Origin of the sequence: Actinomadura sp. BRA 177 (assembly GCF_013372625.1) — a bacterium.
GTDB lineage: Bacteria > Actinomycetota > Actinomycetes > Streptosporangiales > Streptosporangiaceae > Spirillospora.
In genome coordinates this window covers 1-10,816 of record NZ_JABXFD010000640.1, presented here as the reverse complement: position 1 = coordinate 10,816, position 10,816 = coordinate 1, and the positions used below count along the sequence as shown (strand labels likewise).

The window sequence follows — 10,816 nt, the reverse complement described above, 5'->3', positions numbered from 1 at the left end:
CACCACCACCCCGTCCTCACCGACGCAGGACGCCCGCGCCGCCCCGGAGCCCCTTGTTGCGGGCGTCCTGCGTCGGTGAGGACGGGGTGGTGGTGGACGAGCCGCCGCGGGACCCGCTCGTGGTGCCGCCGCCGGACGAGGTGGTCGAGCCGCCGCCGGACGGGCTCGTCCCGCCCGCCGTCCGTCCGCCGCTGGGGGTGGTCACGCTGCCGTTCCTCTCCGTCAGACCGTGCTGGACCGCTCGGCCTCGGCGTACGCCTTCGCCGTGGTGTCGATCTTCGCCGCGAAGCCCTTGGCGGTCTCCATCAGCAGCTTGACGTCCTCGAAGCCGAACTGGACGGCGATCGGGTAGGCGGCCGAGGCGGCGGAGCAGGTGATGCTGAAGTCGCCGCCCTCAAGGTTGTAGGTGCCGTCGGTGTTGAGCTTGTCGCCGGCCGTCCGGAGCCGGGGCACGACCTGGTCGGTGATGTCCTTGCCGTGCAGGGCGATGCGCTGCGGGTCCGCTGCCTTGGGTGGTGTCACGTGTCCCTCCCGAGTCGAATGTTGATCATAAGGGACGTCCGCCGGAGTGACGACGGTTTGACCGGAACGACCGTCAGGTGGCCGGGATCATCAGTTCCACGCCGATGACCAGCGCGAGGACGAGGGTGTGCAGCGGTTCGGGGAGCGGGGCGTGGACGCGCACGGTCCGGCGGCGCCTGCGGTCGTTGTACGGCGAGTGGTCGGTGGCGACCCGGGCGATCTCCTTGCCGGACGCGTCCACGAGGACGCCCTCCGCCTTCGGGTTGCGAAGACCGGGACCGGTGAACCTGGCGAGCGGCCTGGACTGGGCGTCCAGGAGCGTGAATCGGCCGCCGCTCCTCCCGGACATCAGGGAGAAGACGCCCTTGACGCCGCCAGTGGCGACGGCGATGGAGCCGATCAGCCCGCCGTTCGCCGCGACGACGTACGCCGGTTGCGGACGCATCGGGTCGTTCGTGCGGTCGACGTAGAAGTACGGGCTGCCGTCCGGGGCGGCGAGGCAGATGACGACGCGCGACTCGTCGTGCTGAGCGTGCGGGTTCGCGTACGGCATCGCCGCGTCGTCGGGGCGCCGGACGGGTACCCGGGTGCCGTTGGCGAGCAGCTCGTCCCCGCCGTGGAAGACGTACGTGCGGGGCTGCCCTGGCTCGTCGATCGTCCAGGTCAGCGTCTCGTACAGGCTCGGCACGTCAGCTCCGGGTCAGGTCGAACGCGATGGGCGAGGCGAGGACGAGCGTCCGCATCGGCTCGGGCAACTGGTAGAAGAACTGGAGGTCGTACTTGCCTTTGTAGAAGCCCTCGTTCACGTCGAGTTTCGCGACCTGGACGCCGTTCATATCGGTGTAGGAGCAGCCGACGACGTGCCACTGTCGGTTGTCGTTCTGTGAACTGTCCAGCCTCATCTCCCAGTCGAGGCGGCAGAGCGGACGGTCGGCGCCGTCCAGCAGGATGTTGCACATTGCGGGCGCCATGGCCGCCATCATCCTGCGGAGGGCGCCCTGCCCGGCCATCTGCTGCGCGGCGGACGTCCGGTCCTCGGCGTACCGGCCGATCACGGTGCCGTCGGGCGCGACGAACGCGACCGGTGCGCCGCGCTGGTAGTCGACGAAGAAGGCCGGCGTGCCGTCCGCCGCGAAGAGCTGGAGAACCACGCGCGCGTCGCCGACGCCCGCGCCGAACATCGCCAGCGGCCCCTTGCGCGGTTTCGGGCCGGAGACCTGCGTGGTCCGGCCGAGGGACTGCCCGCCCGGGTCGCTGATCTCGTACTCGAACTGGGACGAGATCTGCGCGATGCGCAACGCCGGATAATCGAACACGGGTGGACCTCACTTGTCCCACGGTGGGGTCTCGTCGCCCGCCTTGATGTCTCCGGTCGGCAGCCCCAGCGTGCCCGACGTGGACGTGTGGCCCTGGCCGTCGTAGTTGACGTTGCCGGTTCCCTTCACGACGTCGCCGCCGTTGAGCTGGCCGCTCGCCGACCCCGACACCTTGCCTTCGCCGGTCTCGAAGTCATGGTTGCCCTCGATGCCCACCTTGCCGCCGACGGTCGGGATGGGCACGCTCTGCCCGTTTCCGGTTCCGTTGCCGCCGACGGACACGGAACCGGGCGTCTCGACGCTCGCCCCGGCGCCGTACTTGACGCTGCCGTGGTCGCCCTGGCCGATTCCGTCCTCGTCGGTGTACTCGACGTTGCCGTTGACGCCGAGCCCGGTCGAGGACTTGAAGCCGCCCGACAGGTCGCCGCCCGCGAGGCCGTGGTCGCCCCACTTGACGTGGCCGCCGCCGGTGATCTCGTTCCCGGCCCCGGTCTTGACGGTGGCGCCGCCCCCGATGTTCCACGTGTGGTTGGCGTTCCGGTCGGCGTCGAGGTCGACCTTGGAGACGGGCAGTCCCCGGCCGCCGCCGCGCGACCCGGCGGCCGCGAGGCCGCCGTTGATCGCGTTCTGCCCGAGGTTGGCGAGGGCCGCGGCCGAGCCGGTCGCCTGGGCGGTCATGAAGTCGGACAGGGCCTGGTCGTTGCCCTTGCCCGACTCGGCGACCGCGGCGAGCAGCGACCCGCCCTGGAAGACCATGGCCGCCAGCTGCGCGGCCATCGCGAGGACGCCGGTGGCGACGAGCGTCACGGTCAGGCAGGTCGCCGCGATCGCCTCGCAGGCCGCGGTGATCTCCGCGGTGATGATCCCGGCGAGGGCCGCGGCGGCGACGGCGGCGAGCGCGGCCAGGAAGGTGCCCATCGCCACGGCGAAGATCGCGTAGACCATCAGCGCCCACGCGTACGAGATCAGCGCGATGCCCACGGCCTGGAAGTAGGTCTGCAGGATGTCGAGCTGCGCGACGAACTCCTGCACCTTCTGCTCGTAGCCGGGACGGTCGTCGGCGGTCCAGTCCTGGGGGGAGATGGCGGCCACGCGCTGCTGCAGCAGTGTCTTCGTCTGCTCGACGGACTGGGCGGCGTCCATCCACGCCTGCCCCGCCTTTTCGAGGTTGACCGGATTGCCCTTGCTCAGCGTGAACTGAAGCTTGATCCAGACGGCCGGCGGGAGGATGAACTGGGCGATGCCGGTCTCGATGTCGGCGGTGCCCATGAGGGTGTCATAGGAATTGAATGCGGTCATCGCGGCGCCCTCGCCCCTCGTCAGACGTACTTGATCTTGCTGGCGGTCTCGGCACCGCCGTAGTTCTTCGCCGCGGTGCCCAGCTTCTCGGCGAATCCGTCCAGCATTTCGAGGTGGGTGTTCAGGTCCTCGTAGGCGAACTGGAGGCCCATCGGATAGGCCATGGACGCCAGGGTGCCGGTGACGCTGAAGTCGCCGCCTTCGATCGTCCCCTTGGAGTTCAGGGTGCTGCGGGCCTTGTCGAGGGCCGGGCGGACCGCGCTCTTGATCTCCTTGCCGTGCTGGTCGATCCGTGCCGGGTTCACGGAGATCTCGCCGCCCACACCCGCCGCCTTTCGTCGCGCAGCCTTTTTGTGACGCTTCCTGCCGTCGGCAGGATAGGTCATGGCGTCCCGCCGGTGCAGTACACCCGATGATCTCGGCATGACCGGGCCGGCGTCCTCTACAGTCGTGTCCGGTGAAAGGAGCTTCCGGGATGAGCGGGATGAGATGGACAGCGGTCGCCGTGCTGGCCGGCTGCCTCGCGCCCCTGTGCACGGCGCCGGTCGCCCACGCTGCGCCGGCGGCCCCGGCGATCCCGGCGGCACCGGCGGCACCGGCGAACTGCAACCCGCCCGCCGGAGTCATGACCAAGCGGCAGCTCGACCAGAACGGGCAGCCCTGGGCGCAGCGCATCCTCAACATCGGCGCCGCGCACGAGCGCGCCACCGGGCGCGGGATCAAGGTCGCGGTGGTGGACAGCGGCGTCACCGCGGCGAACCCCCAACTCGCCGGGAAGGTCCTGAAGGGGGTCGACCTGACGAAGACGGGCGCGAAGGACTGCCTCGGGCACGGCACCTGGGTGGCCGGGATCATCGCCGCGAAGCAGGGCGTCAGCCCCTTCTACGGCGTCGCGCCGGACGCGCGGATCATCCCGATCAAGTTCGCGGCCCAGGCCAGCGGCGTCGACAGCGGCCTCGCCGCCAAGGGCATCGACGAGGCTGTCCGGCTCGGCGCGGACGTCATCAACGTCTCGACCCAGTCGATGGGCGACGACCCCCGGCTGCGCAAGTCGGTGGAGGACGCGCTCGCGAAGGGCGTCGTCGTCGTGGCCGCGGCCGGCAACATCGACCCGGAGAAGGGCAACGTCCCCGGGCTGATGTATCCGGGCGCCTACCCGGGCGTGATCTCGGTGGGCGCCGTCGGGCAGGACGGGCAGGTCACCACGTTCTCCAACCCCGCGACCCCCGTCTCGGTCATTGCGCCGGGCAAGGACATCGTGACGACGGCCCCGGACGGCACCTACGCCGTCGCCGAGCAGGGCACGAGCTTCGCCACCCCGTTCGTCTCCGGGCTCGCCGCGCTCATCAGGCAGCTCTATCCGAAACTCACCCCCGCGCAGGTCAAGCAGCGGATCGAGGCGACGGCCGAGGGCAGCAAGGGGACGGGCAGCGGGCACGGCATGATCAACCCGTTCGAGGCCCTCACCGCGGTGGGCGTCGCGGACGCCGGGCAGCCCGGCGCCGCGGGCCCGCCCGTGAAGATCGCCATGGCGGACCGTCCGGACCCGACCACCCGCGCCGTCGCGCTGGGCATCGCGGGCGGGGCGCTCGGCCTCGCCGCGCTGGTGGCGGCGGGCGGCATGCTGATCCCGCTCGGCCGGCGCCGCGGCTGGCGCCCCGGCTACGTCACGATGACCGCCGACTCCGCGGACCGGCGCGGGGACGACTAGCCCGCGGCCGGCCCGCCCGGGGACGGGCGGCGTAATACCATCTGGCGGATGCAGTCGACGGCGCCGGTGCCCCCAGAGCCCGAGCAGCGCGCGGCGGTGCGGCGGTGGGTCGTGCCGCTGGCCGTGCTGGGCGTGCTCGTGGTCCTGGTGCCGGTCGTGTGGGTCGCGGGCGGATTCAAGGCGACGCCCAAGCAGCCCGCGAAGAAGGCCGGTGAACGGCTCGACCTCGGGTTGTTCAGCGTGACCGTCCATGACGTGCGGATCGGGCTCGCCGACGACGCGTTCGGCAGCGGCAAGAAGCGCTACCTCATCATGCGGATGCGCGTGCTGAACAAGGGCAAGGAGACCTAGTCGCTGGGCAGCGGCGGGCTGACGGACGGCGTCGCCGCGCTGACCAAGGCCGGCAAATGGGTCGAACCCGAGCGGATCGACGGGGTCGCCGGCGGCGCGAAGACGGACACGACGCAGCCGGGGCTGCCGGTCGAGGCGTCCGCGATGTGGGAGATGGGCCCGGCCGATTCGCCGACGAAACTGACCGTCGGCCTGCGCAAGTGGAGTTACGAGCACGGGTTCACCGACAGCAGCTACAACTGGATCGTCCCGCCCGGTAGCGATGTCCTCGCCGCCCGCCTCACCCTGCCGGTGAGTCCGCCATGAACGTGCGGCAGGTGCTGTTGCGGGGCGGGGCCGGGGCCGGCGGGACGGTCCTGCTCGCCGGCGCGATGTGGCTGCACTCCGTCCGTCCCGAGGTGCGGGCGGGGGAACTGGACCCGATCCGGACCGACGGGACGGTCGGCGAGAAGGTCACGACTCGCGACTTCAGCGTGCGGGTCGACGGGGTCGACGCGGCGCGGTCGCTGCAGTCGGGCTTCTCGATCGGCGGCGCTCGCCCGGTGGGGACGGACGGCGTCTACCTCGTCGTGCGGCTCAGCGCGACGGCCGGGCACGAACCGCTGCAGCTCGCGTCGGCGGAGCTGGAGACGCCGGGCGGCTACACGTTCAAGGGCGGCCCGCGGACCGCGGCGGCGTCGCTGAACCAGCCGACGTTGCAGCCGATGATCTGGACGTCCACGAAGCTGGTGTTCGAGCTGCCGAAGGACCGGGTCGAAGGCGCGCATCTGGTCGTGGGCACCGGCGGGCTGCTGCCGCAGCTGTCGTCGGCGGCCGACATCGACCTCAAGCTCAACCGGGATCGGGCGGCCAAGCTGGTCCAGAGCGCCACCGAGCGGTACCAGGTCAGGACGGAGACCTCATGACGGCCTCCGACACCCAGCCCGACGGGATCCCGCTACCCGGACGGCCTGGAATGCGTCCCCGGGATCGGCGGATCGTGCAGGCCATCGCGCTCATGTGCGCAATGGCGGCGATGCTCGTCCTTCCATGGGCGGACGAGACCGAGAACGTCAAGAAGTCACTGAAACCGCCGGAGAAGATAACGACCGTCCCCGAAGGGCAGATCGGCGATCTGGTCGGTGCTTAATGGAAGGTCTTCGACCGGCGGACAGCGGCACCGCTCAGTGGGCAGGGCGATGTGGTCGAGTTGCAACTGGCGGTCGCCGTCCGTCCTTCGGACGCCGAAAGCGCCAAGGCGGTCGGCTCCTACGGGCTGCGATACCGGTTGCACGACGGCGACGGCCGCGAATGGTTCGCGAACGGTGTCCGGACGGCGGAGCCCAAGGCGGGCGTCGCGATGCGCATCACCGTCAAGGCGACGGTGCCCCGCTCCAAGGCGGGCGCGCTGGATCTGCAGATCCAGGCACCGAAGGAGTCACGGCAGCAGGGGGACCCACTGGCTTCGCTGCGTTTCGCGCACTGACTCGCGCCATCACGAGGTTGAACGCCGCCGCCAGCAGGCAGACGCGCAGGATCTCGAAGACGAGCCCCGTCACGTAGCCGACGGCCGGCAGCGCCTGGATCCACCACGTCACCTCGTGCGGGCCGATCACCTCGTACACCAGCCGGCGGGACGCGTCCTCCCCCACGTACAGGCCGGCGAACAGCAGGGCGAACGTCGCGAACGGCAGCATCCCGGACCGGCGGACGAGCCGCAGCCCGTACCAGGCGGGCAGCCACATCTCCCGGAACCCGCGGGTGAGCAGCTCGCGGGAGCTGTTCGCCCGGTCGAGACCGCCGGCCCGCGCCAGCCGCCGCCCCGCCCGGCCGCCGCCGAGCACGACCCGCTCGTCGGCCGCGTCCAGCCCGAGGATCACCCCGGCGATCACCAGCCAGATCAGCGCGCCGAGCACCGCGTCCTTGAACGGCGGCCACAGGTCGAACGCGGGGCCGGCGACGCCGCTCACCCAGCCCCACACCTCCCGCCCGGTGAGCCAGCCGACGCCGAGGCCGCGCAGGTGGTCGATGGTGAAGATGCCGAACAGCGCGAAGTTGATCTCCAGGAAGGCGACGAGCGCGCCGATGGCGCGGGGCAGCCGCGCCTCCAGCCGCCACTCCGCCAGCACCTTCAGCACGAACAGGCCCGCGGTGAGGCCGATCGCGAGGCCGACGTGCTTCTCCAGCGACAGCAGCATCCCGGCGCCCTTGATCTGCCCCTCGATGCCGCCCTCCGCGAACCCGCGGCTCGCCGCCGCCGACGCGAACTCGCGGGCGTCCTCGCCCTGCATCCCCCACGCCAGGTAGAAGATGACGAACGGGAGCGCGGCGCGGCCGATCGCGCCGATCACCGGCTCCTCGTTGCCGACCGCCCACGGGGTGAGGTCGCCGTCCACCGCGCGGGCGTGCACGACGTCCAGGCCCTCCCGGACGCTGTGCACCATCAGCACCGTGACCGTCAGCGTGATCACCACGAGCAGGCCGATGGTGACGATCGGGGCGATGGACGCGGCCGTCCCCTTCATCGTGCCGAGCTTGTAGCCGCCGTACATGGCGCCGTACCGGAGCAGTTCCCCCACGGTGAACCACAGGGCCACCGCCAGGACGAACCGTCCCGCGAGCTTCAGCGTCGCCCACGGGAGGATCAGCGGGGAACGCGCGGACGGCCAGGCCATGGCGCACGATCGTAGAGGATCCGGGTCATTTCACGACGAACCCCGCCGTCCCGGGGTGCGGTGGGACGGCGGGGTCCGGTATTCGGGCCAGGTCAGATCGCGACTTCCAGGCCGGCGACCGTGCCGGTCTTCGCGGTGACGGTGTTGTCGACGCTCACGCCGCCGGCCGCGAGGACGCGCACGGTCCAGTCGCCGTCCGCGGCGAAGAACCGGAACACGCCCTCGTCGCCCGTGACCACCTCGGCGGTGAACTCGCCGGACGAGTCGAGCAGGCGGGCGTAGGCGCTGGACACCGGGGTGCCCTCGCGGGTGACGGTGCCCTGGATGACGGCCTCGTTGGTGAGGTCGACGGTCGCGGGCAGGTGAGCGGTCTGCTCGGGCGCTGCGCAGCCCTGGGTCATTGCTCCTCCAGCGGTGGGAAGGTCGGCCGGGGTTACTTGGCGGCGCCGAGCTCGATCGGCACGCCGATCAGCGAGCCGTACTCGGTCCACGAACCGTCGTAGTTCTTCACGTTCTCGATGCCGAGCAGCTCGCGCAGCGCGAACCAGGTGTGCGACGAGCGCTCACCGATGCGGCAGTAGGCGATGGTGTCCTTGTTCAGGTCGACGCCGGCCTCGGTGTAGAGCTCGCGGAGCTCCTCGTCGGACTTGAACGTGCCGTCGTCGTTGGCCGCCTTCGACCACGGGATGTTGGCCGCGGTCGGGATGTGCCCGGCCCGCTGCGACTGCTCCTGCGGCAGGTGCGCCGGGGCGAGCAGCTTGCCGCTGAACTCGTCGGGCGAACGGACGTCCACCAGGTTCTGCTTGCCGATCGCCTCGACGACCTCGTCGCGGAAGGCGCGGATCGACAGGTCCTGGTCCTTGGCCTTGTAGTCGGTCGCCGGACGGGACGGCACGTCGGTGACCAGCTCGCGGGAGTCCAGCTCCCACTTCTTGCGGCCGCCGTCGAGCAGCTTCACGTTGGTGTGCCCGTACAGCTTGAAGTACCAGTACGCGTAGGACGCGAACCAGTTGTTGTTGCCGCCGTACAGGATCACCAGGTCGTCGTTGGCGATGCCCTTGCCGGACAGCAGCTGCTCGAACCCGGTCTTGTCCACGAAGTCGCGGCGGACCGGGTCCTGCAGCTCGGTCTTCCAGTCGATCTTCACGGCGCCACGGATGTGGCCCTTGTCGTACGCGGACACGTCCTCGTCGACCTCGACGAGAACCAGGCCGGGGTCGTCCAGGTGGGACTCAACCCAGTCGGTGTCCACCAGGACGTCGGAGCGGCTCATGCCGGAACCTCCCTCTCGGAACGAACTTTCGCAGTGATACGTCGGAAGAGCGGATACAACTCGCAGCCGAGGCAGAACCCGAACACCGCGTTCAGGAACGCCGCCGCCAGCGCGAGGGCGGTGGCACCGATGCCGAGCCAGGTGGTCCCCGTCGCATATCCGACCGTTCCCACCAGGGCGAACACCAGTCCGACACCCTGCGCGAAGCGGGGCGCGGCGGCGTCCTCCAGTTCCCTGGGCGGAGCGAGCCGGGGACGGATCAGCACTGTGAACGCCAGTCCGTACGGGGCGTACCGGAGGCCGAGGAAGGTCGCGAGCGCGAACACCGTGGCCTGAGCGGCGAGCAATGCCCAGCTTCCGGTCACCAGCACCGCGATGAGGACGGCTGTCGTGACGGCCGCAGCGAAGCGCGGCCCACGCGGATCAACCTGCATCGGGGTGCTCCTGGCGGAGTGGAAGCGTGCGTACGAGCTGAAAGTCGGAAAAGTGCTCGGGGGCGGACGGGCTCGATGCCTCAGGCCATGCGACAGAGCGAGGCGGCCACGCGGCAGAAGTCCACCGCGCGGCGCTTCGTGAGCATCTGCTCTGTCCAGTTACGCACGTACTCGATGTTAAGCGGCAATCCACGTGCTGTCACATCCGTCTCGCCTTCCGAGACAGTGACATTCGTCTTATCGCAGGTCGTCGGGGCAGGGCTCACGGGATGACCTCCCCGAGGGCCGCGATGACGTCGGGCTTGCGGGGCGCTCCGGTGGCGCGGCGGACGACGCGTCCGGCACCGTCCAGGACGAGGACGGTCGGGGTCCGCACGACGTTCAGCCGGCGGACGAGTTCGAGGTGCGCCTCGGCGTCGAGCTCGACGTGCGCGACGCCGTCCACCATCCCGGTGACCTCGCCGAGGACGCGGCGGGTGGCGCGGCACGGCGCGCAGAACGCGCTGGAGAACTGCAGGAGCGTGGCCTTCTCGCCGAGTTCGGCGCCCACGTCGTCCGGCCGGATGGTCTCCGCCACCTCGTCGTCCTCCCCTCGCCGTTCGCGCAGCACACCGTCACGGCGCCGCCGGACGAGGGCGAACACCGTGGCCGCGATGAGGACCGCCGCGGCGATCAGGGCTCCGGTCATCGTCAGGCACAACCCGGAAGGGGCCGGAATTCTTCCGATCAGGTGGGAATCGTGAGGAGCGGCCGTCCGTCCAGCCCGACGACCTCGAACGAGAACAGCTGGCCGCGCGGGAACATCGTCGACCCGCGGTACTCACCGTAGCCCTCGTCGTACGGGACGTACCAGCTGCCGAGCGCGTCCCGGCGGCCGTCCCGCGCGATCACCTGGAGCCGGCAGCGCGACCCCTTCGGCACGCCGGCCAGGTGCAGCTCGACCTCGGTCCCCCACTCCTTCTTGCGGAGCACCACGTAGCCCTTGATGTTGCTCGCGGGGTTCGCGGCGCTGATCCGCTCGGCGGTCGCCGCCGGCTCCGGTGTGGCGGACGGCGCGGGTTTCGCCGCGCCGCCGTCCGATCCGCGCGGGAGGACGAAACCGCCGAACAGGCCCCCGACGACCAGCAGCAGGCACGCGACGGCGGCGAGCGGGGCCCACCCCCCGATGCCACGCCCGCCGGTCAGCCCGGCGAGCCAACCCCTCCGTCGCTCGGCCGCCCTGGGCCGCAGCCCGCACAGCAGGCAGGGCGGCGGCC

The 10,816-nt window shown here is 70.9% G+C and carries 17 protein-coding genes and 1 pseudogene; 5 read left to right on the top strand and 13 right to left on the bottom strand.

Annotated elements, in window-relative coordinates:
- Nucleotides 1-16 precede the first annotated feature (16 nt).
- The 6 genes from HUX53_RS35565 to HUX53_RS35540 form a co-directional block, all read right to left on the bottom strand.
- Complete coding sequence (locus tag HUX53_RS35565; protein ID WP_176407669.1) at nucleotides 17-205, bottom strand: hypothetical protein; 189 nt, start codon at nucleotides 203-205, stop codon at nucleotides 17-19.
- Nucleotides 206-222: 17 nt separating this feature from the next.
- Nucleotides 223-522, bottom strand: a complete 300-nt coding sequence (locus tag HUX53_RS35560) for a hypothetical protein (protein WP_176407668.1) — start codon at nucleotides 520-522, stop codon at nucleotides 223-225.
- Between the two features lie 73 nt (nucleotides 523-595).
- Nucleotides 596-1,210 (bottom strand): hypothetical protein, encoded by a 615-nt coding sequence (locus HUX53_RS35555; protein ID WP_176407667.1) that lies wholly within the window; start codon nucleotides 1,208-1,210, stop codon nucleotides 596-598.
- A 1-nt stretch (nucleotide 1,211) separates the two neighbouring features.
- Nucleotides 1,212-1,838, bottom strand: coding sequence for a hypothetical protein (locus tag HUX53_RS35550; RefSeq protein WP_176407666.1), 627 nt, complete (start codon nucleotides 1,836-1,838; stop codon nucleotides 1,212-1,214).
- 9 nt (nucleotides 1,839-1,847) lie between these two features.
- Complete coding sequence (locus tag HUX53_RS35545) at nucleotides 1,848-3,137, bottom strand: hypothetical protein (protein ID WP_176407665.1); 1,290 nt, start codon at nucleotides 3,135-3,137, stop codon at nucleotides 1,848-1,850.
- A gap of 20 nt (nucleotides 3,138-3,157) precedes the next feature.
- Nucleotides 3,158-3,460, bottom strand: coding sequence for a hypothetical protein (locus HUX53_RS35540; protein WP_176407664.1), 303 nt, complete (start codon nucleotides 3,458-3,460; stop codon nucleotides 3,158-3,160).
- A gap of 152 nt (nucleotides 3,461-3,612) precedes the next feature.
- Between HUX53_RS35540 and HUX53_RS35535 the strand changes: the two genes are divergently transcribed.
- The 5 genes from HUX53_RS35535 to HUX53_RS35515 all read left to right on the top strand — a co-directional run bounded on the left by HUX53_RS35535 (nucleotide 3,613) and on the right by HUX53_RS35515 (nucleotide 6,328).
- Complete coding sequence (locus tag HUX53_RS35535; protein ID WP_255205957.1) at nucleotides 3,613-4,848, top strand: S8 family serine peptidase; 1,236 nt, start codon at nucleotides 3,613-3,615, stop codon at nucleotides 4,846-4,848.
- A 48-nt stretch (nucleotides 4,849-4,896) separates the two neighbouring features.
- Entirely contained in the window at nucleotides 4,897-5,199 is a 303-nt protein-coding gene (locus tag HUX53_RS35530) for a hypothetical protein (protein WP_176407663.1), read from the top strand.
- A gap of 144 nt (nucleotides 5,200-5,343) precedes the next feature.
- The gene (locus HUX53_RS35525) at nucleotides 5,344-5,505 is read left to right on the top strand and encodes a hypothetical protein (protein ID WP_176407662.1); all 162 of its coding nucleotides are present in this window, start codon (nucleotides 5,344-5,346) and stop codon (nucleotides 5,503-5,505) included.
- Nucleotides 5,502-6,104, top strand: a complete 603-nt coding sequence (locus tag HUX53_RS35520; protein ID WP_176407661.1) for a hypothetical protein — start codon at nucleotides 5,502-5,504, stop codon at nucleotides 6,102-6,104. The genes HUX53_RS35525 and HUX53_RS35520 overlap by 4 nt, the downstream gene beginning before the upstream one ends.
- Nucleotides 6,101-6,328, top strand: coding sequence for a hypothetical protein (locus HUX53_RS35515; RefSeq protein ID WP_176407660.1), 228 nt, complete (start codon nucleotides 6,101-6,103; stop codon nucleotides 6,326-6,328). The genes HUX53_RS35520 and HUX53_RS35515 overlap by 4 nt, the downstream gene beginning before the upstream one ends.
- Nucleotides 6,329-6,551: 223 nt before the next feature.
- Here the strand turns inward: HUX53_RS35515 and HUX53_RS35510 are convergent, their stop codons facing one another.
- The 7 genes and pseudogenes from HUX53_RS35510 to HUX53_RS35485 form a co-directional block, all read right to left on the bottom strand.
- Nucleotides 6,552-7,853: a hypothetical protein gene (locus HUX53_RS35510; protein ID WP_176407659.1), complete on the bottom strand. Its 1,302-nt coding sequence runs from the start codon at nucleotides 7,851-7,853 to the stop codon at nucleotides 6,552-6,554.
- A 92-nt stretch (nucleotides 7,854-7,945) separates the two neighbouring features.
- Nucleotides 7,946-8,254 carry a DUF1416 domain-containing protein gene (locus HUX53_RS35505; protein WP_176407658.1) on the bottom strand — a complete coding sequence of 103 codons (309 nt, stop codon included), beginning with the start codon at nucleotides 8,252-8,254 and terminating at the stop codon, nucleotides 7,946-7,948.
- Nucleotides 8,255-8,286: 32 nt separating this feature from the next.
- Complete coding sequence (locus tag HUX53_RS35500; RefSeq protein ID WP_176407657.1) at nucleotides 8,287-9,126, bottom strand: sulfurtransferase; 840 nt, start codon at nucleotides 9,124-9,126, stop codon at nucleotides 8,287-8,289.
- A complete protein-coding gene (locus tag HUX53_RS35495) occupies nucleotides 9,123-9,560 on the bottom strand; it encodes a DUF4395 domain-containing protein (RefSeq protein WP_176407656.1) in 438 nt (145 codons plus the stop codon). The genes HUX53_RS35500 and HUX53_RS35495 overlap by 4 nt, the downstream gene beginning before the upstream one ends.
- A gap of 80 nt (nucleotides 9,561-9,640) precedes the next feature.
- Nucleotides 9,641-9,706: a putative leader peptide gene (locus HUX53_RS43230; protein WP_353819285.1), complete on the bottom strand. Its 66-nt coding sequence runs from the start codon at nucleotides 9,704-9,706 to the stop codon at nucleotides 9,641-9,643.
- Nucleotides 9,707-9,822: 116 nt separating this feature from the next.
- On the bottom strand, nucleotides 9,823-10,248 hold the full coding sequence (locus HUX53_RS35490; protein ID WP_176407655.1) for a thioredoxin family protein: 426 nt from the start codon (nucleotides 10,246-10,248) through the stop codon (nucleotides 9,823-9,825).
- Nucleotides 10,249-10,286: 38 nt separating this feature from the next.
- Nucleotides 10,287-10,816 (bottom strand): annotated as a pseudogene (locus HUX53_RS35485) (hypothetical protein); the annotation flags it as partial.

Coding starts and splice junctions, on each gene's coding strand:
- HUX53_RS35515 (WP_176407660.1), top strand. CDS start 6,101: ATGACGGCCTCCGACACCCAGCCCGACGGGATCCCGCTACCCGGACGG.
- HUX53_RS35490 (WP_176407655.1), bottom strand. CDS start 10,248: ATGACCGGAGCCCTGATCGCCGCGGCGGTCCTCATCGCGGCCACGGTG.
- HUX53_RS35535 (WP_255205957.1), top strand. CDS start 3,613: ATGAGCGGGATGAGATGGACAGCGGTCGCCGTGCTGGCCGGCTGCCTC.
- HUX53_RS35530 (WP_176407663.1), top strand. CDS start 4,897: ATGCAGTCGACGGCGCCGGTGCCCCCAGAGCCCGAGCAGCGCGCGGCG.
- HUX53_RS35525 (WP_176407662.1), top strand. CDS start 5,344: ATGTGGGAGATGGGCCCGGCCGATTCGCCGACGAAACTGACCGTCGGC.
- HUX53_RS35495 (WP_176407656.1), bottom strand. CDS start 9,560: ATGCAGGTTGATCCGCGTGGGCCGCGCTTCGCTGCGGCCGTCACGACA.
- HUX53_RS35505 (WP_176407658.1), bottom strand. CDS start 8,254: ATGACCCAGGGCTGCGCAGCGCCCGAGCAGACCGCTCACCTGCCCGCG.
- HUX53_RS35510 (WP_176407659.1), bottom strand. CDS start 7,853: ATGGCCTGGCCGTCCGCGCGTTCCCCGCTGATCCTCCCGTGGGCGACG.
- HUX53_RS35545 (WP_176407665.1), bottom strand. CDS start 3,137: ATGACCGCATTCAATTCCTATGACACCCTCATGGGCACCGCCGACATC.
- HUX53_RS35520 (WP_176407661.1), top strand. CDS start 5,502: ATGAACGTGCGGCAGGTGCTGTTGCGGGGCGGGGCCGGGGCCGGCGGG.
- HUX53_RS35500 (WP_176407657.1), bottom strand. CDS start 9,126: ATGAGCCGCTCCGACGTCCTGGTGGACACCGACTGGGTTGAGTCCCAC.